Origin of the sequence: Klebsiella sp. HC6 (assembly GCF_022605325.1) — a bacterium.
In the GTDB taxonomy this organism is placed as follows: domain Bacteria; phylum Pseudomonadota; class Gammaproteobacteria; order Enterobacterales; family Enterobacteriaceae; genus Klebsiella; species Klebsiella terrigena.
On record NZ_CP093276.1, the window covers coordinates 186,687 to 206,753 of the forward strand.

A 20,067-nucleotide genomic window follows, 5' to 3' on the forward strand; every position below is an offset into this window, starting at 1 on the left:
CTTAATCCTCGCGTAAAAGATTGACATAGCGGCGGGTAACGGCCGTCAGGTCATGGCCGAGCAGCGGAAATTCGATACCGCGTGGGGCATCGGCCGGCAGGTTATCCAGCAGCGCCATCCAGCGTGGAGCGGCCTCATCGGGAGGAACGGCGCGGTACTGCTCGCGATGCGGCTGGGCCGCCTTAACGTGAATATAGCTGACGGCGGGCGCAAGATGGCGGGCGGCCTCTTCCGGCGAATCGCCGACCCACAGCCAGTTGCCCATATCAAACGTCAGCGTCACCGGCAGGTTATTGACCCGGCAGGTGGCTTTAAACCGCTGCATCGGCGCCAGCTGCCCGCAATCGGTCTGGTCATTTTCCACCACCAGCGCCATGCCGCTCTCCTGCAGCGTGCGGCGCAGGGTCTCCAGCTGGTTGTTATGGATGAAGTGGCCGAGGGAGAGTTTTAACCATAAGGCGTTGAGGGTTTGCGCTTCCTGCAGCAGCGCCGCGAGGTTCGGGTTAAGCGAGCCGTCGGCGGCGAACAGGGCTTCCGGCGCGGAGTAGCAGACCAGCAGGCCGTGGCTTTCAATCTCCGCGGCGAGGGCCGGCAGCCGGCTCAGCTCGCCGGGGCTGAATAGCTCGCGGCGGATCTCCACGCCGTCGGCGCCGGAACCGGCAATGAACGGCAGTACGGCGGACTGCCCGCCAAGCTCTCTAACGCGATCGTTGCCATAAGCGGCGGTCACGACAATGATTTTTCTGGCCATCTGACAAACTCCCGGTGGTTCTGTAGCGAATCTCTCTATTACGCTAGATGGTACCGGTTCCAAAGGAAAGGGGAGGATGTCTAATTTATGATCACCATCACGAAGGAGAGCTAACGGGAGGTCGATCCGCGGACGATCAGCTCCCCGGAAAAAACCCGCTCACAGATCGGCTCATGGCTGCCTTCGATGCGGCGCACCACCTGTTCAACGGCGGCGTAGCCTATTTGCCACGTCGGCTGTTTGAGGGTGGTGATGCCGACGCCCGCGAGCTCCGCCCACTCCAGTTCGTCAAACCCGAGCAGGCCGATATCGCTTCCCCAAATCAGGTCAACTCGCTTCAGCGCGCGCGCGACCTGCAGCGTCAGGGCGCCGTTGGCGGAGATAACCGCTTTGCGCATCCCGCGATGGCCGGAGTGAAACTGGCGCAGCACGCTGTCCAGCATCACGCCATCGTTGAGCGGGACTTCGGCATTTTCCGCGACGACCCCGGCATGGCGCTGAAGGGTGGTGCGAAAGGCGCTCAGCCGCTCGCGTCGCGTGTTGACGGAGCCTAACGGTTCGCTCAGAAACAGCAGCGCCTCGAAGCCTTTTTCCACCAGGTGTTCGGTGGCGGTGGTGGCGGCCTGGGTGTTATCCAGCCCGACCACGTCGCAGGCAAAATCGGGAATTTTTCGGTCGATCAGCACCATCGGCAGCGCCGACTGCTGCAGGCGATTGAGCCCCTCTTCGCGCATGCCGACGGCGTTGACCACGATCCCCTCAACCTGATAGCTGCGCAGCAGGTCGAGATAGTGCAGCTCCTGATCCAGCTCGTTGTTGGTATTACAGACCAGCAGGGTGAAGCCTTTCTCGCGGCAGGCGGCCTCGATGCCGCTCAGCACGTTAACCGAGTAGGGGTTGGTAATATCGGCGATGATCAGGCCAATCAGGCGAGTGCGGCCGTGCTTAAGGCCGCGGGCCATCAGGCTGGGGCGATAGTTAAGTTCGGCAATCGCCTTTTCAATGCGCGCCAGCAGGTCATCGGAAAGCAGATGCTTTTCGCCGTTGAGATAGCGTGAAATGCTGGTTTTACCGGTCTTTGCGGCTTTTGCCACATCGCTAATGGTTGCTCGCGCCGCTTTCGCCATGATGGCTTCCTTTGCTGAAATCTGGAGAACACCTTAGCGCGAAAATTCGCTATATCAAGCATTTTGCCCGGTAAGCGCGTCTTACCGGGCGCAGGAGGGAGCGATGAAGCGGGATTACTGCAGCGGGCTGAGGGTAATTTCCACGCGACGGTTCTGCGCTTTGCCTTCCGCGGTGCCGTTGCTGGCAATCGGATTGGCCGGGCCCATGCCGCTGGTGCGGATACGGTTTGCCGCCACGCCCTGGGTGATAAGGGCGCTGGCAACGCCATCCGCGCGCTGCTGCGAGAGGCGCATGTTCAGATCCTGACCACCGGTGCTATCGGTATAGCCGATCACGTTAACCGCCGTCTTTTCGTACTCTTTCAGCACCATCGCGACGCCGGTGAGCGTATTGGCTCCCGCCGGTTTGAGGTTGGCGCTGCTGCTATCAAAGGTGACGTTATTGGGCATATTCAGCACGATATTATCGCCATTTCGCGTCACGCTAACCCCGGTTCCCTGCATTTTCTCGCGCAGTTTGGCTTCCTGTACGTCCATGTAGTAGCCGACGCCGCCGCCAAGCGCCGCGCCCGCCGCCGCGCCTATCAGCGCCCCTTTGCCGCGGTCGTGTTTGGAAGAGGAGAGCGCGCCAATACCCGCGCCGACCAGGGAGCCGATGCCTGCGCCGACGCCGGATTTTCCTGCTTTACGTTCGCCGGTATAGGGGTTGGTTGTACAGCCAGAAATGGCCAGCGTGCCGCTAACCATGGCCGCAATCATCAGTACGCGTTTTTTCATATTATTTCCTTAATCCATTTTATTCTTTGTCACAGCGCCCGTGACGGTTGATTATGACGCCCGGATGCGGAGAAAATTCCCCGGATAACGTCTCTATTTGTAAGTAACCTTGAACGGCCGAATAACAGGCCGCCACAACACCTGCATTCGCTGACCAGGAGCTCGCTTTGCCAACCTCATCTGCAACTGAAACCATCCTCACCGCGGCCCATTGGGGACCGATGCTGGTTGAAACCGATGGTGAAAATGTCCTCTCCTCCCGCGGCGCGCTGGAAACCCCCTTCGCCAACTCTCTGCAAACCGCCGTGCGGGACCAGGTTCATAGCAAAACCCGCGTGCGCTACCCGATGGTGCGAAAAGGCTTTCTGGCCTCGCCGGATAGCCCGCAGGGCGTACGCGGACAGGATGAGTTTGTCCGGGTGAGCTGGGAGCAGGCGCTGGATCTTATTCATGCCCAGCATCAGCGGATCCGCGAGAGCTACGGCCCGACGTCGATCTTTGCCGGCTCCTACGGCTGGCGTTCAAACGGCGTACTGCATAAAGCGGCGACGCTGCTGCAGCGCTATATGAGCCTGGCCGGCGGCTATACCGGCCACCTCGGGGATTACTCCACCGGTGCGGCGCAGGCGATCATGCCGTACGTGGTGGGCGGAAATGAGGTGTATCAGCAGCAAACCAGCTGGCCAATGGTGCTGGAACATAGCGACGTGGTGGTGCTGTGGAGTGCGAATCCGCTGAATACGCTGAAGATTGCCTGGAATGCCTCCGATGAGCAGGGAGTGACGTGGTTCGATCGGCTGCGCAAGAGCGGCAAACGGGTGATCTGCATCGATCCTATGCGATCGGAAACCGTTGATTTCTTTGGCGAGGATATCGACTGGGTGGCCCCGCATATGGGAACGGACGTGGCGATGATGCTGGGCATCGCCTGTACCCTGGTTGAAAACGGCTGGCAGGACGATGCGTTTCTGGCGCGCTATACCAGCGGCTATGAGATTTTCGCCCGCTACCTGACCGGCGAAAGCGACGGCGTGGCGAAAACCGCCGAGTGGGCTGCAGAGATTTGCGGCGTAAGTGCGGATAAAATCCGCGAACTGGCGCAACTGTTCCACGAAAATACGACTATGCTGATGTCCGGCTGGGGCATGCAGCGTCAGCAGTTCGGCGAGCAGAAGCACTGGATGCTGGTCACCCTGGCCGCGATGCTGGGACAAATTGGCACCCAGGGCGGCGGCTTTGGCCTCTCCTACCATTTTGCTAACGGCGGCAATCCGACCCGCCGGGCGGCGGTGCTGGCCTCCATGCAGGGCTGCGTGGCGGACGGAATTGAGGCGGTGGAAAAAATTCCGGTGGCGCGCATTGTCGAAGCGCTGGAAAATCCCGGCGCGCCCTACCAGCACAACGGCATGGACCGATGCTTCCCGGATATTCGCTTTATCTGGTGGGCGGGCGGCGCCAATTTTACCCATCATCAGGATACCAATCGCCTGATCCGCGCCTGGCAGAAGCCGGAGCTCATCGTTATTTCGGAGTGCTTCTGGACCGCCGCGGCCCGCCACGCGGATATCGTCCTGCCGGCGACGACCTCGTTTGAGCGCAACGATATGACCATGACCGGCGATTACAGCAACCAGCATCTGGTACCGATGAAGCGCGTGGTTGCGCCGCGCGACGAGGCCCGGGATGACTTTGAGGTGTTTGCCGATCTCAGCGAGCGCTGGGAAGAGGGCGGCCGCGCGCGCTTTACCGAGGGGAAAAGCGATATCCAGTGGCTGGAAAGCTTCTACTGCACCGCGGCCCAGCGCGGCGCGAGCCAGCAGATTACGCTGCCGCCGTTCGAGCAGTTCTGGCAGGATAATCAGCTGATTGAGATGCCGGAAAACCCCGACAACGCCCGCTTCGCCCGCTTTGGTGCCTTCCGCGCCGATCCGCAGGCTAATCCGCTGAAAACGGCGAGCGGAAAAATTGAGATCCACTCGCCGACGATTGCCGGTTTTGCCTATCCCGACTGCCCGCCGCACCCGATGTGGCTGGCGCCGGACGAATGGCACGGCAACGCGCAGTCGGGCCAGCTGCAGGTGCTCTCCGCCCATCCGGCCCATCGCCTGCACAGCCAGCTAAATCACACGGCCCTGCGCGAGCAGTACGCGGTTGCCGGCCGCGAGCCGCTAACTATTCACCCGCTGGATGCCGAGGCGCGGCAGATTGCCGACGGCGATCTGGTGCGGGTATGGAATTCGCGCGGCCAGGTTCTCGCCGGCGCGGTGGTGACGGAGGGGATCCGCCCCGGGGTTATCTGCCTGCACGAGGGCGCCTGGCCTGATATCGACCCGCAGGCGGGGATCTGTAAAAATGGCGCGGTGAACGTATTGACCAAAGATATTCCGACTTCGCGCCTCGGTAACGGCTGCGCCGGAAACACGGCGCTGGCGTGGCTGGAGAAATACGCCGGCCCGGCGCTTACGTTAACGGCGTTTGATCCACCGGCCAACGCATAATCCACGTCGGCTGCAGAGTATCGTCCTGCCATGCGCAGTCTTCTATCCGGAAGCCCTGCGCATGGTAGAAATTCACCGCCTGGACGTTTTTTTGGTACACCTCGAGGCTCAGCCAGGCATAGTGCCGCTTGACCTCGTCCACCAGCGCGCGGCCGATCCCCCGGCGCAGCGCCGTCGGGGCGACGAAAAGCGCGCCGACAAAGCGTGACTCCAGCACGCTGATAAAGCCTTTTATCTCACCGTCTTCTTCCCACACCCAGGTACTGGCGGCGGGAAGGTAAACGTCGCGCACGACCGCGACGCTTTCATGCCAGTAGGCCTCTTTGATAAACGGATGCGCGTGAATCGTGCTTTCCAGCCATAGCGCGAGCAGCGGGCCAATCTCTTTAGTTTCCCACTTGCGGATCATCCGCACCTCCGGGGTAACAGAAGCAGCCCGTGACGTGATCGTTCACCAGACCGCAGGCCTGCATAAAGGAGTAGCAGATAGTCGAACCGACAAACTTGAAGCCGAGTTTTTTCAGCGCCTTCGACAGCGCGTCGGAGGCGGGGGTTGTCGTGGGGATTTCCGCCAGCGTAGCGGCGTGCGATATCTGCGGGTGGTTATCGACAAAGGACCAGACAAAATCGCTGAAGGAGTCGCCCTTTTCTTCCAGCGCCAGAAAGGCCCGCGCGTTGCCGATAATGGCCTGAATTTTTCCGCGATGGCGAATAATACCGGCGTCCAGCAGCAGACGCTCGACGTCGGCCTCATCCATCGCGGCGACGCGAACCGGGTCGAACTGGTGAAACGCCCGGCGATAGTTCTCACGTTTTTTTAGCACCGTAATCCATGAAAGCCCGGCCTGCTGGCCCTCGAGGCAGATCATTTCGAACAGCTTCCCGGCGTCTCTTTGCTCTACGCCCCATTCGCTATCGTGATACTGAATATAGAGAGGGTCCTGGCTAACCCATCCGCAACGCTGCATGTCTTTCTCCCTTAGCAATAAAACTTACGCGTTCACCTTGACGGCTGAAAGATAAAGATAATAGTTAATACAGGGATACCACTCCCAAATACAGGGGTATCAGATCCCATAAAAAACACAGCAATACTTCCGGTTTGGCTCTTTATGGAGTCGCTTTAATGATAATAAAGAAATGCAATGGCTTGTGGGGATACTTCCTCCCGGCGTGCGTATCCGTGTGGGTATCGTGCGTCAGTGGGGTGAACGCCTGGCAACAGGAATATATCGCTATCGATACAAAAAGTAATACACCCGAACGCTATACGTGGGATAGCGATCACCAACCGCGCTATGAGGACATTCTGGCTGAGCGCATCAATTCAACCGGCGAGGCCGCCGGATTCGCCCTTAACCAGGCGGTGGCACCGCCGGATACCGGGCACGGCATGAGCGTGGGCTGGAACTTTACCTTAGCCAACGGCGTGACTTCAGGGCCGGTGGCAAGCCTGCGCAGCGATCTACAGCCGCCTCCCGTTCGCCGCACGGCGGAAAGCAGCTACGTGAATACGCTCGGCTGGCGCGTGGATTATCAGCAGCTGTGGGGCATTCACCCCTGGGCGCAGGTGAGCTACAACCAGGCGCTTTCTTCAGAGCTGCCCTGGCCAACCCGCACCCAGGACGGCGGCTGGCGGGATGTCACCTTCGGGGCGGATATGTCGCTCAATTCGCACCTTGCGGCATGGGCGGCGCTCTCGCAGGCGGACAACCTGCCAACCGGGGCAAACTATCAGTACCTGATGGGGGTCAGCGCCAATTTTTAAGCCCTCTTTCCGGACGGCTTCCGGCGACCTGCGCGCCCGCCGCTGGCATAAATTCGCCGGGCGTGCCGCTCGGCTACGCTGTGGCTATTTTGCTTCTGTAATGTGAATTATGTCGTCCATATGTAGCATGTTTGGCACCACTTTTTAACGTTGCGATCACAGAACTGGCGCGGCATGGTGAGATAGCAGGCACTAACTTATTCCCTGCCGTCGAGCGCGCGCCCGTTTCGCCATGTCATTCATTCCGGCATTTATGCATTTCATTCCCTGCTGACGGCATTTCATGCCTTTTCTCCCCTGGGCTTCTGGGGACTTCGCTATTGTGGCGGCAGTTAATCTTTCAGGACATCTGCCATGAACGCTACCACTACTCAATATACCCGCTGGCTCACGCTGTTCGGCACGATCGTGACGCAGTTCGCGCTGGGATCGGTTTATACCTGGAGTTTGTTCAATAGTTCTCTTTCCGCCAAGCTGGGCGAGCCGGTAAGCCAGGTGGCGTTCTCCTTTGGCCTGCTGAGCCTTGGCCTGGCGCTATCTTCCTCCGTCGCCGGTAAGCTGCAGGAACGCTTTGGCGTAAAACGCGTGACGATGGCGTCCGGCGTGCTGCTCGGGCTCGGCTTTTTCCTCACCGCCCACGCTAACAGCCTGATGATGCTGTGGCTGAGCGCCGGTCTGCTGGTGGGCCTGGCCGACGGCGCCGGCTACCTGCTGACGCTCTCCAACTGCGTGAAGTGGTTCCCCGAGCGTAAAGGGCTGATTTCCGCCTTCTCCATCGGCGCCTATGGCCTCGGCAGCCTCGGGTTTAAATTTATTGATAGCCATCTGCTGGCCACCGTCGGGCTGGAGAAGACCTTTATCATCTGGGGCGCGATTGTGCTGGTGATGATTGTTTTTGGCGCCACGCTGATGAAAGATGCGCCGAACCACACCGCCAGCACCCGCAATGGGGTGGTGGAGAATGATTTCACGCTGGCGCAGTCGATGCGTAAACCGCAGTACTGGATGCTCGCGGTGATGTTCCTGACCGCCTGCATGAGCGGCCTGTACGTTATCGGCGTGGCGAAGGATATTGCGCAGGGGATGGTGCACCTGGACGTGGCGACGGCGGCGAATGCGGTGACCATTATCTCTATCGCTAACCTGAGCGGACGACTGGTGCTGGGGATCCTGTCGGATAAAATTTCCCGCATCCGCGTTATCACTATCGGTCAGGTCGTTTCGCTGGTCGGTATGGCGGCGCTGCTGTTCGCCCCGCTGAATGCCGTGACCTTCTTTGCCGCGATTGCCTGCGTGGCCTTTAACTTCGGCGGTACGATCACCGTGTTCCCGTCCCTGATCAGCGAATTCTTCGGTCTGAACAACCTGGCGAAAAACTACGGGGTGATTTATCTGGGCTTCGGTATCGGCAGCATCTGCGGGTCGCTGATTGCGTCCCTGTTCGGCGGATTCTACGTCACCTTCTGCGTGATCTTCGCGCTGCTGATTCTTTCCCTGGCACTTTCCACGACGATCCGCCAGCCAAAAAACGAAGTTTATCGCGCTGCACACGCCTGACGGCGCGTCACTCGGCGACGGGGCATCAATTCACTAAGCTTATAATGCCAATCCGACCAGATATTTTGTAAATATTTGGTCGGATCACATTCCCTCCTGATACTTTTCCCTTCCTCTGTGGTCTACTTACCGCGCTTTGTAGAGGTTTCTCATAACCAACCTTAACGCACTCTATTAACCTGCTTGCTTATATCGCGTAAGTGAGGGGGTTTTATCTCATCTTTTTCCAGGTTTTCTTGCATGAAATATATTAGAACGATGACGCAGCAGACGCTCAGTATATGGCTGGCGCTGTACATCGGCTGGTTTATGAACGTTGCCGTTTTTATCCGTCGCTTCGACGGTTATGCTCAGGAATTTACCTTCTGGAAAGGACTTTCCGGGCTTGTGGAACTGGTTGCGACCGTGCTGGTGACCTTCTTCCTGCTGCGTATTCTGTCGCTGACGGGACGGCGGTTATGGCGAATATTAGCCACGCTGGTGGTGCTGTTCTCCGCCGCCGCCAGCTACTATATGACCTTCCTCAACGTGGTTATTGGCTACGGTATTATTGCCTCGGTGATGACCACGGATATCGATCTTTCCCAGGAAGTGATCGGCTGGCATTTGATTCTTTGGCTGGTGCTGGTTAGCGCGCCGCCGCTGCTGTTTATCTGGAATAATCGCTGCCGGGACACTCTGCTGCGGCAGATCCGCACGCCGGGCCAGCGGGTGAAGAATATTGCCATTGTGCTGCTGGCCGGGCTGATGGTCTGGGGGCCGATTCGCCTGCTTGAGGTCCGCCAGAAGAACGTTGAGCGAAATTCAGAAGTGGATATGCCGAGCTACGGCGGGGTGATTGCTAACTCCTATCTGCCCTCGAACTGGCTCTCCTCGCTGGGGCTGTACGCCTGGGCGCAGGTCGATGAATCCTCCGATAACGGCTCCCTGATTAACCCGGTGAAGAAATTCACCTACGTTGCGCCGCAGGGGCTGGATGATACTTACGTGGTGTTTATCATCGGTGAGACGACCCGTTGGGATCACATGGGGATTCTGGGCTATAGCCGCAACACCACGCCGAAGCTGGCCCAGGAGAAAAATCTCGTGGCCTTCCGCGGCTACTCCTGTGATACCGCGACTAAGCTCTCGTTGCGCTGCATGTTCGTTCGCGAAGGCGGGGCGGAAGATAACCCCCAGCGCACGCTGAAAGAGCAAAACGTGTTTTCCGTTCTGCACCAGCTGGGCTTCACCGGCGATCTCTACGCCATGCAGAGCGAGATGTGGTTCTACAGCAATACGATGGCGAACACCATTGCCTATCGCGAGCAGATTGGCGCCGAGCCGCGTAACCGCGGTAAGAGCGTTGATGACATGCTGCTTATCGATGAGGTGAAGCGCTCGATGGTGAAGAACACCCGCGGCAAGCACCTGATTATTCTGCATACCAAAGGTTCGCACTTTAACTATACCCAGCGCTACCCGCGCAGCTTCGCCCAGTGGAAGCCGGAGTGCGTTGGCGTGGACAGCAAATGTTCGAAAGCAGAGCTGATTAACTCCTACGATAACAGCGTGAGCTATGTCGACCACTTTATTGTTAGCGTGCTGGATCAGCTGCGCGATAAGAAAGCGATTGTCTTCTATGCCGCCGATCACGGTGAGTCGATCAACGAGCACGAGCACCTGCACGGGACGCCGCGCAAGATGGCGCCGCCGGAGCAGTTCCGCGTGCCGATGATGGTATGGATGTCGGATAAGTATCTGGAAGCGCCCGACCATGCGGCTTCTTTTGCCCGGCTCAAGCAGCAGGCGGCGATGAAGGTCCCGCGTCGTCACGTTGAGCTGTACGATACCATTATGGGCTGTCTCGGCTACACCTCGCCGGACGGCGGGATTAATGAGAATAACAACTGGTGCCGCGTGCCCGGTGCGAGCAAAGCCGTGCAGGAGCCGCAAGAGTGATGAGTTTCTCGCCGCTTGAGTGATTTTTTCATAATAAGGCATTGACGGGTGTGGGTCTCAGCAGTAAGATGCGCCCGCATTCGGTGATTGGCGCAGCCTGGTAGCGCACTTCGTTCGGGACGAAGGGGTCGGAGGTTCGAATCCTCTATCACCGACCAAATTGAAAAGCCCGCTCTTAGAGCGGGCTTTTTTACGTCTGTGGCCGATGAGGATGAGAACCTCCGGGGGCAGAGGTTCGACCCGAGCGCAGCGAGAGAACGTTGCTTTAGCAACGGCCCGCAGGGCGAGCCACGTAGTGGCGAAGTCATCCTCTATCACCGACCAAATTGAAAAGCCCGCTCTTAGAGCGGGCTTTTTTACGTCCGTGGCCCGACGAGGATGAGAACCTCCGGGGGCAGAGGTTCGACCCGAGCGCAGCGAGAGAACGTTGCTTTAGCAACGGCCCGCAGGGCGAGCCACGTAGTGGCGAAGTCATCCTCTATCACCGACCAAATTGAAAAGCCCGCTCTTAGAGCGGGCTTTTTTGCGTCTGTGGCCGATGAGGATGAGAACCTCCGGGGGCAGAGGTTCGACCCGAGCGCAGCGAGAGAACGTTGCTTTAGCAGCGGCCCGCAGGGCGAGCCACGTAGTGGCGAAGTCATCCTCTATCACCGACCAAATTGAAAAGCCCGCTCTTAGAGCGGGCTTTTTTGCGTCCGTGGCCGATGAGGATGTTTATCAGTCAGGAGGCGTTCCGTTCACCGGACGTCTGGCAGAACATGCGGCCCCGCTGCCAGGTGACCGGGTTAAGGGGAAGATAACCGTCTTCCCCTTAACAATCCCCGCGGTCCCGCACGGAAATCGGTGCTGCGCACTGCGCTCACCTCCCGGCCTGCAGCCTGCGGTCGGCTCAACTCGACCTGCTCGCCCGTTCCGGGGCTCGCTCCTGTCTCGATTCGCCTCTTGCCGCCATCCCTGGCGGCCAGCCCTTGCCTTGCGGCCTTCGGTTCGCCGATTTCAGCGGGGAGCCAGGGCCCCGCTGTACGCCTTTTCTTCACAGAACGTTCAGCATCGCGGAGGATGGGGGAGGGGATGAGATGACGGTATGAGGCGATGGGTTGCTTAACTGAATGGCATGATACGCGTTGAACGGGCTTTTTTGCGTCCGTGGCCGATGAGGATGTTTGTCAGCCAGGAGGCGTTCCGTTCACCGGACGTCTGGCAGAACATGCGGCCCCGCTGCCAGGTGACCGGGTTAAGGGGAAGATAACCGTCTTCCCCTTAACAATCCCCGCGGTCCCGCACGGAAATCGGTGCTGCGCACTGCGCTCACCTCCCGGCCTGCAGCCTGCGGTCGGCTCAACTCGACCTGCTCGCCCGTTCCGGGGCTCGCTCCTGTCTCGATTCGCCTCTTGCCGCCATCCCTGGCGGCCAGCCCTTGTCTTGCGGCCTCCGGTTCGCCGATTTCAGCGGGGAGCCAGGGCCCCGCTGGACGTCTTTTCTTCATAGAAGGTTCTGTATCGCGGAGCAATGGAGGGTCGGTACTATGCGCGTGGAGCGGAAGTAGCGGGTGCGTGACTCTATACGACCCGGCAAAAAGACGCTGATCCCCGTTTCTACCCGCCTGTTTATCGTTTTGTGACATCTTCCATTGTATTTTTTTATATATGAACCGATCTTTTTTCGCGAAGCTTATGGATAACGGCAGCATTTTCCGCTGTGCGTTTTAACGTTCGCGCTATTAATCGCTCACATATTGGTCACATAGTAAGAAATTTTGACCATTTGCCAGAATTGCTTATCACTACATGTTGAAAGGTATTAAGGCGTTTATGCTGGTTCATTGCCGGTAGCATAAATTTCTCTGCTGAAAATAGCCTCATGGAGTTTTTTTAATCTTTGCCTGCGGTTTCTCACCCCGGATGTAAAACCAGGTTGGCTGTATTGACGTTTCCCCATTCTGTTGACAGATTGTAGGGCATGAGGGGCATTTCATGGAGAATCCGCACTGCAACTCAGTCGTTTTTGTGAAAGGAATCCCCATCTCTCTCAGCGCCCTCGGGCACAACCGACCAGACCGGGTAAAAAATAAATAAAGGTCTGGCGGAAATATGCAAACAACATCACATCTGGAGCAGAATAATGAGTATTTCCTTGAAAAAGTCAGGGATGCTGAAGCTTGGCCTGAGCCTGGTCGCTCTGACCGTTGCCGCAAGCGTACAAGCTAAGACCCTGGTTTACTGTTCTGAAGGTTCGCCGGAAGGCTTTAACCCACAGCTATTCACCTCTGGTACCACCTATGACGCCAGCTCGGTGCCAATCTATAACCGCCTGGTGGAATTCAAAACCGGGACCACGGAAGTTATTCCTGGCCTGGCTGAAAAATGGGAAGTGAGCGAGGACGGTAAAACCTATACCTTCCACCTGCGTAAAGGCGTGAAGTGGCAGGACAATAAGGACTTTAAACCAACCCGCGACCTGAATGCCGATGACGTGGTGTTCTCATTCGATCGTCAGAAAAATGCGCAAAACCCGTACCATAAAGTTTCTGGCGGCAGCTATGAATACTTCGAAGGTATGGGCCTGCCGGACCTGATTAGCGAAGTGAAGAAAGTGGACGACAATACCGTCCAGTTCGTGCTGACCCGTCCTGAATCTCCGTTCCTCGCCGACCTGGCGATGGACTTCGCCTCTATCCTGTCAAAAGAGTATGCTGACAACATGCTGAAAGCCGGCTCGCCGGAAAAAGTGGACCTCAACCCGATCGGTACCGGCCCGTTCCAGCTGCTGCAGTACCAGAAAGATTCGCGCATCCTCTACAAAGCGTTCCCGGGCTACTGGGGTACCAAGCCAAAGATCGACCGCCTGGTCTTCTCTATCACGCCTGATGCCTCCGTGCGCTACGCGAAGCTGCAGAAAAATGAGTGCCAGATCATGCCGTACCCGAACCCGGCAGACATTGCGCGCATGAAAGAAGATAAAAGCATTACCCTGCTGGAGCAGCCGGGCCTGAACGTCGGCTACCTCTCGTTCAACACCGAGAAGAAACCGCTGGATAATGTCAAAGTTCGCCAGGCGCTGACCTATGCGGTCAACAAAGAAGCGATCATTAAAGCCGTTTACCAGGGCGCAGGCCAGGCGGCGAAGAACCTGATCCCACCGACCATGTGGGGCTATAACGACGACGTTAAAGACTACAGCTACGATCCGGAAAAAGCGAAAGCGCTGCTGAAAGAAGCCGGCATGGAAAAAGGTTTCTCTATCGATCTGTGGGCAATGCCGGTACAGCGTCCGTATAACCCGAACGCGCGCCGTATGGCCGAGATGATTCAGGCTGACTGGGCTAAAGTTGGCGTCCAGGCCAAGATCGTGACCTACGAGTGGGGTGAATACCTCAAGCGCGCGAAAGCGGGTGAGCATCAGACCGTGATGATGGGCTGGACCGGTGATAACGGGGATCCGGATAACTTCTTCGCCACCCTGTTCAGCTGCGCGGCGGCGAAAGACGGCTCCAACTACTCCCGCTGGTGCTACAAGCCGTTTGAAGACCTGATTCAGCCGGCTCGCGCAACCGACGACCATAATAAGCGTATTGAACTCTACAAACAGGCCCAGGTAGTGATGCACGATCAGGCTCCGGCGCTGATTATTGCCCACTCCACCGTGTTTGAGCCGGTGCGTAAAGAAGTCAAAGGCTACGTGGTCGATCCGTTAGGTAAACACCACTTCGAAAACGTTTCAATCGAATAAAAACAGTGTGGTCCCCCTCTCCCTTCACCGGGAGAGGGAATTGACAATTGTGAGCAATGCAGACGTCCTGTCACCAGGCAGAACGTCACTATAGAGAATCCGGGTTATGTTGCAGTTCATCCTCCGACGTTTGGGACTTGTCATCCCGACATTTATCGGTATTACCCTTCTCACCTTTGCCTTTGTGCATATGATCCCCGGTGACCCGGTGATGATTATGGCGGGCGAACGTGGTATTTCCCCTGAACGTCACGCTCAGCTGCTGGCCGAAATGGGCCTCGATAAGCCGATGTGGCAGCAGTATGTCCACTATATCTGGGGCGTGCTGCACGGCGATTTAGGCATCTCGCTGAAAAGCCGTATTCCGGTATGGGAAGAATTTGTGCCGCGCTTTAAGGCCACGATGGAGCTGGGCGTCTGTGCGATGATTTTCGCCGTCGTCGTCGGTATTCCGGTTGGCGTACTGGCTGCGGTAAAGCGCGGTTCTATCTTCGATCACACCTCCGTAGGCCTCGCGCTGACCGGCTACTCCATGCCTATCTTCTGGTGGGGCATGATGCTGATTATGCTGGTCTCGGTGCAGCTTAACCTGACGCCGGTCTCCGGGCGTATCAGCGATACCGTATTCCTTGACGATACCCTGCCGCTGACCGGCTTTATGCTGATCGACACCGCTATCTGGGGCGAGCCGGGCGACTTTATCGACGCCGTGATGCATATGATCCTGCCCGCCGTGGTGCTGGGCACCATTCCGCTGGCGGTGATTGTGCGTATGACCCGCTCGTCGATGCTGGAAGTGCTGGGCGAGGACTATATCCGCACCGCACGCGCCAAAGGCTTGACCCGGATGCGCGTCATTGTGGTCCACGCCCTGCGTAACGCGATGCTGCCGGTCGTCACGGTTATCGGTCTGCAGGTGGGCACGCTGCTGGCGGGCGCCATTCTGACCGAAACCATCTTCTCCTGGCCCGGCTTAGGGCGCTGGCTTATCGACGCGCTGCAGCGCCGCGATTATCCGGTAGTGCAGGGCGGCGTTCTGCTGGTCGCGACGATGATTATCCTCGTCAACCTGCTGGTCGATCTGCTCTACGGCGTGGTGAACCCGCGTATTCGGCATAGGAAGTAAGGGGACATCATGTCACAAGTTACTGAAAATAAAGTTGTCGCCGCACCGGTGCCAATGACCCCGCTGCAGGAGTTCTGGCACTATTTCAAACGCAATAAGGGCGCGGTTGTCGGCCTGGTGTACGTGGCGATCATGATTATCATCGCCGTATTTGCCAACTTCATCGCGCCGTATAACCCGGCAGACCAGTTCCGCGACGTGCTGCTGGCGCCGCCGGCCTGGCAGGAAGGCGGGAGCTTCGCGCACCTGCTGGGTACCGACGACGTGGGCCGCGATATTCTGTCGCGCCTGATGTACGGCGCGCGCCTGTCGCTGCTGGTTGGCTGCCTGGTGGTGGTGCTGTCGCTGATCCTCGGCGTGGTGCTTGGCCTGGTGGCGGGCTATTTTGGCGGGGTGGCTGATTCCGTCATCATGCGCATCGTCGACATCATGCTGGCGCTGCCCAGCCTGCTGCTGGCGCTGGTGCTGGTGGCTATCTTCGGCCCGTCGATTGTTAACGCCTCCCTGGCGCTTACCTTTGTCGCCCTGCCGCACTACGTACGCCTGACCCGCGCGGCGGTGATGGTTGAGGTAAACCGCGACTACGTCACCGCTTCGCGCGTGGCGGGGGCGGGAGCGCTGCGTCAGATGTTCGTCAATATTCTGCCTAACTGCCTGGCTCCGCTGATTGTTCAGGCCTCTCTGGGCTTCTCTAACGCCATTCTCGACATGGCCGCTCTTGGCTTCCTTGGCATGGGTGCGCAGCCGCCGACACCGGAGTGGGGCACCATGCTCTCCGATGTGCTGCAGTTCGCGCAAAGCGCCTGGTGGGTCGTCACCTTCCCGGGTGTCGCGATCCTGCTGACGGTGCTGGCATTTAACCTGATGGGCGACGGTCTGCGTGACGCGCTCGATCCCAAACTGAAGCAGTAAGAGGTTCGAGATGGCGTTATTGAATGTTGATAAATTATCGGTGCACTTCGGCGACGAAGGGACGCCGTTCCGCGCCGTAGACCGCGTGAGCTACAGCGTAAATCAGGGCGAAGTGGTGGGCATTGTCGGTGAATCCGGCTCCGGTAAATCGGTGAGCTCGCTGGCGATTATGGGGCTGATTGATTACCCCGGCCGGGTGATGGCGGACAAGCTGGAGTTTAACGGTCGCGATCTGAAGCGTATTTCAGAAAAAGAGCGCCGCCAGCTGGTGGGAGCCGAAGTGGCGATGATCTTCCAGGACCCGATGACCAGCCTCAACCCGTGCTATACCGTGGGCTACCAGATTATGGAAGCCATCAAGGTGCACCAGGGCGGCAATAAAAAAACGCGCGTTCAGCGGGCGATTGACCTGCTGACGCTGGTGGGGATTCCCGATCCGGCATCGCGCCTCGACGTCTATCCGCACCAGCTCTCCGGCGGGATGAGCCAGCGCGTGATGATTGCGATGGCCATTGCCTGTCGGCCCAAGCTGCTGATTGCCGATGAGCCAACCACCGCGCTGGATGTCACCATCCAGGCGCAGATCATCGAGCTGCTGCTGGATCTGCAGCAGAAAGAGAATATGGCGCTGGTCCTGATTACTCACGATCTGGCGCTGGTGGCCGAAGCGGCACACAAAATTATCGTGATGTACGCCGGTCAGGTTGTGGAAGCCGGCGACGCGAAGGATATCTTCCGCGCGCCGCGCCATCCGTATACCCAGGCGCTGCTGCGCGCGCTGCCGGAGTTTGCCCAGGATAAGGCGCGGCTGGCGTCGCTGCCGGGCGTGGTTCCGGGGAAATATGACCGCCCGAACGGCTGCCTGCTCAATCCGCGCTGCCCGTATGCCACGGACCGCTGCCGCAGCGAAGAGCCAGAACTGAACCTGGTGGACCACGGACGTCAGTCCAAATGCCACTTCCCACTCGATGATGCCGGGAGGCCAACCCTATGAGTACCGAACAGGCCACCGCGCAACAGCTGCTGTTGCAGGCCATCGATCTGAAAAAATACTACCCGGTGAAGAAGGGGATATTTTCCCCTGAAAGGCTGGTTAAGGCGCTGGACGGCGTCTCCTTTACCCTCGAACGCGGCAAAACGCTGGCGGTGGTAGGGGAGTCAGGCTGCGGGAAATCAACCCTCGGCCGCCTGCTGACGATGATTGAAATCCCTACCGGCGGCGAGCTGTACTACCAGGGACAGGATCTGCTGAAGCACGATCCCCAGGCGCAGAGCCTGCGTCGGCAGAAAATCCAGATTGTGTTCCAAAACCCGTACGGTTCGCTGAACCCGCGTAAAAAGGTGGGGCAGATCCTGGAAGAGCCGCTGCAGATCAACACGTCGCTGAGCAAGGCGGAGCGTCGCGAGAAAGCGCTGGCGATGATGGCGAAAGTGGGGCTGAAAACCGAGCACTACGATCGCTATCCGCATATGTTCTCCGGCGGCCAGCGTCAGCGTATTGCTATCGCCCGTGGTTTGATGCTCGACCCGGACGTGGTGATTGCCGATGAGCCGGTCTCCGCCCTGGACGTGTCGGTGCGCGCGCAGGTGCTGAACCTGATGATGGACCTGCAGCAGGATATGGGGCTGTCGTATGTGTTTATCTCCCACGACCTGTCGGTTGTTGAGCACATCGCCGATGAAGTGATGGTGATGTATCTCGGGCGCTGCGTAGAGAAAGGCTCGAAAGAGCAGATCTTCAGCAACCCGCAGCATCCGTACACCCAGGCGCTGTTGTCGGCTACTCCGCGTCTGAATCCGGACGATCGCCGGGAGCGCATTAAGCTGACCGGCGAGCTGCCAAGCCCGCTGAATCCGCCGCCGGGCTGCGCGTTTAACGCCCGCTGCCGCCGTCGCTTCGGGCCGTGCACCCAGCTGCAGCCGCAGCTGAAGGAGTACGGCGGCCAGCTGGTGGCCTGCTTTGCCGTTGACCAGGACGAAAACCAGGAAAAACGCCCCCTGTAATGACCCCGCTGCTGCCGAAGGACGAATGCTTTCGGCAGCGGCGTATTGCTCTGCTTCCCCCTTTCTTGCGCCGAAAAAGGCGCCCCCTGCTCTTAGAAGAATCAGTCATTCGACTTATATATAGAGATCTATAAAAAGTCTAAAATATATAATTCAGCGTCAATTTAATGATTATTATGCTTTTTGTATATTGAAGGTCGGAATAAAAAACTGGTTATTTTCATTGGTTAGGTGAATGTGTGCGGCGCCTTAAGATACCTCCTAAAAAATGGAGCTATCATTTCATATAAGAAGTGATAGGGTAACCGCATAACTATCAGTGCATTAAAGCCACTCTAACCCATATCCAGATAAAAGCCGTTGCATAGCCGATCGTCCTGATCAACTTAACTTTATGAAAAACAATAAAATACACTATGCTCTAGAGGTATAGGGTCCAAATAAAAACAGCTAAAATAGAATGAATTTAAAATCATGGGGTTATCTATGAACCATTATGATGATTTGCAGCGCTTCAAGGAAAAGACTCGTACACAAAGTCTTCATTTCAAGGACCTTTCATCACAATCAGCCGCTCGGGAACAGGGAGATTGGGTCATTCTCAATCAGCTTGCGCCTGGAGAAAAAGAGTCCTCGCTGGCAATGGGAGGATCGGTATCGCTTCCTCTGCCGCAGCAGGTCCCCGCGGATACGTTCCTGTGGGTTGAGCCTGAGCCAGCCCAGGTCGCTCCCGAGCCAACCCCGCCGATCCTGACGCCAGAGCCGCCTCCCGCGGCCCCTGTCGTCGTGCCGGCTGCCGTTGCTCCGTCCCCGGTTGCCCAGGCCGCTGCCCCAGCTGAGCCGGTGCCGGCGACCCCTGCTGCCGCGCCGATACCCGCCCCTGCACCGGTTACAGCGCCCGCGCCGGCAATGAGCCCGCCGCCATCCGCTGCGCCTCGTCCGCTGCCGGCACCGCGGCCAGCCTCGGAAGGCTATGCGCACTTATTTGCGACGAAAGTCGCTGAACCTGCGGCTAAAGATAAAGATCAGCCGCTTAAATCTCTTTTAGAAAGGATTGCGACATGCCGCTGATTTGCGTGTGTTCTCCAAAAGGCGGCGTAGGAAAAACGACCCTCGCAGCAAATCTGGCCTACTCGCTGGCGCGCGCGGGTAGCAAAGTCCTGGCACTGGATTTTGACGTCCAGAACGCGCTGCGCCTGCATTTTGGCGTCCCGCTTAGCGATGAGCGCGGGTACGTAGCGAAGTCGCTCGAGCTGCACGACTGGAGCCAGTGTGTGCTCAGCGCGGGCAGCAATATCTTCGTGCTGCCCTATGGCGACGTCACCGAAAAGCAGCGTCAGGCGTTTGACGAACGGCTCGCCAGCGATCCGCATTTCCTGACGCGCGGGCTGTCGGCGCTGCTCAACTACCCGGGACTGATTATTATCGCCGATCTGCCGCCGGGTCCCTCCCCGGCGCTGACGGCGTTAACGCCGCTGGCAGACCTGCACCTGGTGCCGCTGCTGGCGGACACCGCCTCGATGTCAACGCTATCCCATGTGGAAAAGCAGCGTTTAACCGGCGGTGAGCTTAATCACAAGCTCGGACACTTTTTCGTGATAAACCAGAGCGATACTCGCCGCCAGGTGAGTCGCGACGTGGTTGCGCTAATGGAGGAGAAGCTGAGCGACCGCCTGCTGGGCATTATCCACCGTGATGAAAGCGTCGTAGAGGCAAATGCTTCCCAAAAGTCGATTCTCGACTTTAGTTCATCCTCTGCAGCCGCCTTTGATATTGAAATCATTGCAAAAAAAATCTCTGCGCTGTTGGGTATCAATATTGGCGACGGCACGGTGCACAGCCAGCCTCGCATGTCAGGGCTTTAACTTATTGCAGGG

General features: G+C 58.1%; 15 protein-coding genes, 1 tRNA gene, 3 other RNA genes and 1 pseudogene. 15 read left to right on the top strand and 5 right to left on the bottom strand.

Features of this window, described 5'->3' with window-relative positions:
• Nucleotide 1: 1 nt before the first annotated feature.
• The 3 genes from MMW58_RS00895 to MMW58_RS00905 form a co-directional block, all read right to left on the bottom strand.
• Entirely contained in the window at nt 2-751 is a 750-nt protein-coding gene (locus MMW58_RS00895) for a sugar phosphate isomerase/epimerase family protein (RefSeq protein ID WP_133600151.1), read from the bottom strand.
• A 110-nt stretch (nt 752-861) separates the two neighbouring features.
• Nucleotides 862-1,878: a LacI family DNA-binding transcriptional regulator gene (locus MMW58_RS00900; protein WP_241722609.1), complete on the bottom strand. Its 1,017-nt coding sequence runs from the start codon at nt 1,876-1,878 to the stop codon at nt 862-864.
• Nucleotides 1,879-1,992: 114 nt separating this feature from the next.
• The gene (locus MMW58_RS00905; protein WP_241722610.1) at nt 1,993-2,655 is read right to left on the bottom strand and encodes an OmpA family lipoprotein; all 663 of its coding nucleotides are present in this window, start codon (nt 2,653-2,655) and stop codon (nt 1,993-1,995) included.
• 167 nt (nt 2,656-2,822) lie between these two features.
• Between MMW58_RS00905 and MMW58_RS00910 the strand changes: the two genes are divergently transcribed.
• Nucleotides 2,823-5,153 (top strand): molybdopterin guanine dinucleotide-containing S/N-oxide reductase, encoded by a 2,331-nt coding sequence (locus MMW58_RS00910; RefSeq protein WP_241722611.1) that lies wholly within the window; start codon nt 2,823-2,825, stop codon nt 5,151-5,153.
• Here MMW58_RS00910 and MMW58_RS00915 read toward each other — a convergent pair.
• Entirely contained in the window at nt 5,116-5,562 is a 447-nt protein-coding gene (locus MMW58_RS00915; protein WP_133600147.1) for an N-acetyltransferase, read from the bottom strand. The genes MMW58_RS00910 and MMW58_RS00915 overlap by 38 nt on opposite strands.
• A complete protein-coding gene (gene tag, locus MMW58_RS00920; protein ID WP_045853911.1) occupies nt 5,540-6,121 on the bottom strand; it encodes a DNA-3-methyladenine glycosylase I in 582 nt (193 codons plus the stop codon). Before tag ends, MMW58_RS00915 begins: the two co-directional genes overlap by 23 nt.
• Before the next feature lie 158 nt (nt 6,122-6,279).
• On the opposite strand from tag, the gene MMW58_RS00925 reads away from it, so the two are divergent.
• The 14 genes and pseudogenes from MMW58_RS00925 (at nt 6,280) to bcsQ (ending at nt 20,055) form a co-directional block, all read left to right on the top strand.
• Complete coding sequence (locus MMW58_RS00925; protein ID WP_133600146.1) at nt 6,280-6,921, top strand: autotransporter outer membrane beta-barrel domain-containing protein; 642 nt, start codon at nt 6,280-6,282, stop codon at nt 6,919-6,921.
• Between the two features lie 354 nt (nt 6,922-7,275).
• Nucleotides 7,276-8,478: an L-lactate MFS transporter gene (locus MMW58_RS00930; protein WP_241722612.1), complete on the top strand. Its 1,203-nt coding sequence runs from the start codon at nt 7,276-7,278 to the stop codon at nt 8,476-8,478.
• A gap of 240 nt (nt 8,479-8,718) precedes the next feature.
• Nucleotides 8,719-10,419 (top strand): kdo(2)-lipid A phosphoethanolamine 7''-transferase, encoded by a 1,701-nt coding sequence (gene eptB / locus MMW58_RS00935; RefSeq protein ID WP_241722613.1) that lies wholly within the window; start codon nt 8,719-8,721, stop codon nt 10,417-10,419.
• An 81-nt stretch (nt 10,420-10,500) separates the two neighbouring features.
• Nucleotides 10,501-10,577, top strand: a tRNA-Pro gene (locus tag MMW58_RS00940).
• Nucleotides 10,578-10,610: 33 nt separating this feature from the next.
• A non-coding RNA gene (locus MMW58_RS00945) (RtT sRNA) lies at nt 10,611-10,743 on the top strand.
• A gap of 33 nt (nt 10,744-10,776) precedes the next feature.
• A non-coding RNA gene (locus MMW58_RS00950) (RtT sRNA) lies at nt 10,777-10,910 on the top strand.
• 33 nt (nt 10,911-10,943) lie between these two features.
• Nucleotides 10,944-11,076: non-coding RNA, RtT sRNA (locus MMW58_RS00955), on the top strand.
• Between the two features lie 1,464 nt (nt 11,077-12,540).
• Nucleotides 12,541-14,148: a dipeptide ABC transporter periplasmic-binding protein DppA gene (gene dppA, locus MMW58_RS00960; RefSeq protein ID WP_241722614.1), complete on the top strand. Its 1,608-nt coding sequence runs from the start codon at nt 12,541-12,543 to the stop codon at nt 14,146-14,148.
• A gap of 106 nt (nt 14,149-14,254) precedes the next feature.
• Complete coding sequence (gene dppB, locus MMW58_RS00965; RefSeq protein ID WP_041143140.1) at nt 14,255-15,274, top strand: dipeptide ABC transporter permease DppB; 1,020 nt, start codon at nt 14,255-14,257, stop codon at nt 15,272-15,274.
• A 9-nt stretch (nt 15,275-15,283) separates the two neighbouring features.
• On the top strand, nt 15,284-16,186 hold the full coding sequence (gene dppC / locus MMW58_RS00970) for a dipeptide ABC transporter permease DppC (RefSeq protein WP_045853916.1): 903 nt from the start codon (nt 15,284-15,286) through the stop codon (nt 16,184-16,186).
• Between the two features lie 10 nt (nt 16,187-16,196).
• Nucleotides 16,197-17,180, top strand: coding sequence for a dipeptide ABC transporter ATP-binding protein (gene dppD / locus MMW58_RS00975; RefSeq protein ID WP_041143138.1), 984 nt, complete (start codon nt 16,197-16,199; stop codon nt 17,178-17,180).
• A complete protein-coding gene (dppF, locus tag MMW58_RS00980) occupies nt 17,177-18,190 on the top strand; it encodes a dipeptide ABC transporter ATP-binding subunit DppF (RefSeq protein ID WP_133600142.1) in 1,014 nt (337 codons plus the stop codon). Before dppD ends, dppF begins: the two co-directional genes overlap by 4 nt.
• Nucleotides 18,191-18,676: 486 nt before the next feature.
• Entirely contained in the window at nt 18,677-19,261 is a 585-nt protein-coding gene (locus tag MMW58_RS00985; protein WP_241722615.1) for a cellulose biosynthesis protein BcsO, read from the top strand.
• A 1-nt stretch (nt 19,262) separates the two neighbouring features.
• Nucleotides 19,263-20,055 (top strand): annotated as a pseudogene (bcsQ, locus tag MMW58_RS00990) (cellulose biosynthesis protein BcsQ).
• The last annotated feature ends 12 nt before the right edge of the window (nt 20,056-20,067 follow it).

What these genes read in the sequence shown, in the direction of transcription:
- eptB (WP_241722613.1), top strand. Translation starts at nt 8,719, where the DNA reads ATGAAATATATTAGAACGATGACGCAGCAGACGCTCAGTATATGGCTG.
- MMW58_RS00985 (WP_241722615.1), top strand. Translation starts at nt 18,677, where the DNA reads ATGAACCATTATGATGATTTGCAGCGCTTCAAGGAAAAGACTCGTACA.
- MMW58_RS00930 (WP_241722612.1), top strand. Translation starts at nt 7,276, where the DNA reads ATGAACGCTACCACTACTCAATATACCCGCTGGCTCACGCTGTTCGGC.
- dppF (WP_133600142.1), top strand. Translation starts at nt 17,177, where the DNA reads ATGAGTACCGAACAGGCCACCGCGCAACAGCTGCTGTTGCAGGCCATC.
- tag (WP_045853911.1), bottom strand. Translation starts at nt 6,121, where the DNA reads ATGCAGCGTTGCGGATGGGTTAGCCAGGACCCTCTCTATATTCAGTAT.
- dppA (WP_241722614.1), top strand. Translation starts at nt 12,541, where the DNA reads ATGAGTATTTCCTTGAAAAAGTCAGGGATGCTGAAGCTTGGCCTGAGC.
- MMW58_RS00915 (WP_133600147.1), bottom strand. Translation starts at nt 5,562, where the DNA reads ATGATCCGCAAGTGGGAAACTAAAGAGATTGGCCCGCTGCTCGCGCTA.
- dppD (WP_041143138.1), top strand. Translation starts at nt 16,197, where the DNA reads ATGGCGTTATTGAATGTTGATAAATTATCGGTGCACTTCGGCGACGAA.
- dppB (WP_041143140.1), top strand. Translation starts at nt 14,255, where the DNA reads ATGTTGCAGTTCATCCTCCGACGTTTGGGACTTGTCATCCCGACATTT.
- MMW58_RS00905 (WP_241722610.1), bottom strand. Translation starts at nt 2,655, where the DNA reads ATGAAAAAACGCGTACTGATGATTGCGGCCATGGTTAGCGGCACGCTG.
- dppC (WP_045853916.1), top strand. Translation starts at nt 15,284, where the DNA reads ATGTCACAAGTTACTGAAAATAAAGTTGTCGCCGCACCGGTGCCAATG.
- MMW58_RS00900 (WP_241722609.1), bottom strand. Translation starts at nt 1,878, where the DNA reads ATGGCGAAAGCGGCGCGAGCAACCATTAGCGATGTGGCAAAAGCCGCA.
- MMW58_RS00925 (WP_133600146.1), top strand. Translation starts at nt 6,280, where the DNA reads ATGATAATAAAGAAATGCAATGGCTTGTGGGGATACTTCCTCCCGGCG.
- MMW58_RS00895 (WP_133600151.1), bottom strand. Translation starts at nt 751, where the DNA reads ATGGCCAGAAAAATCATTGTCGTGACCGCCGCTTATGGCAACGATCGC.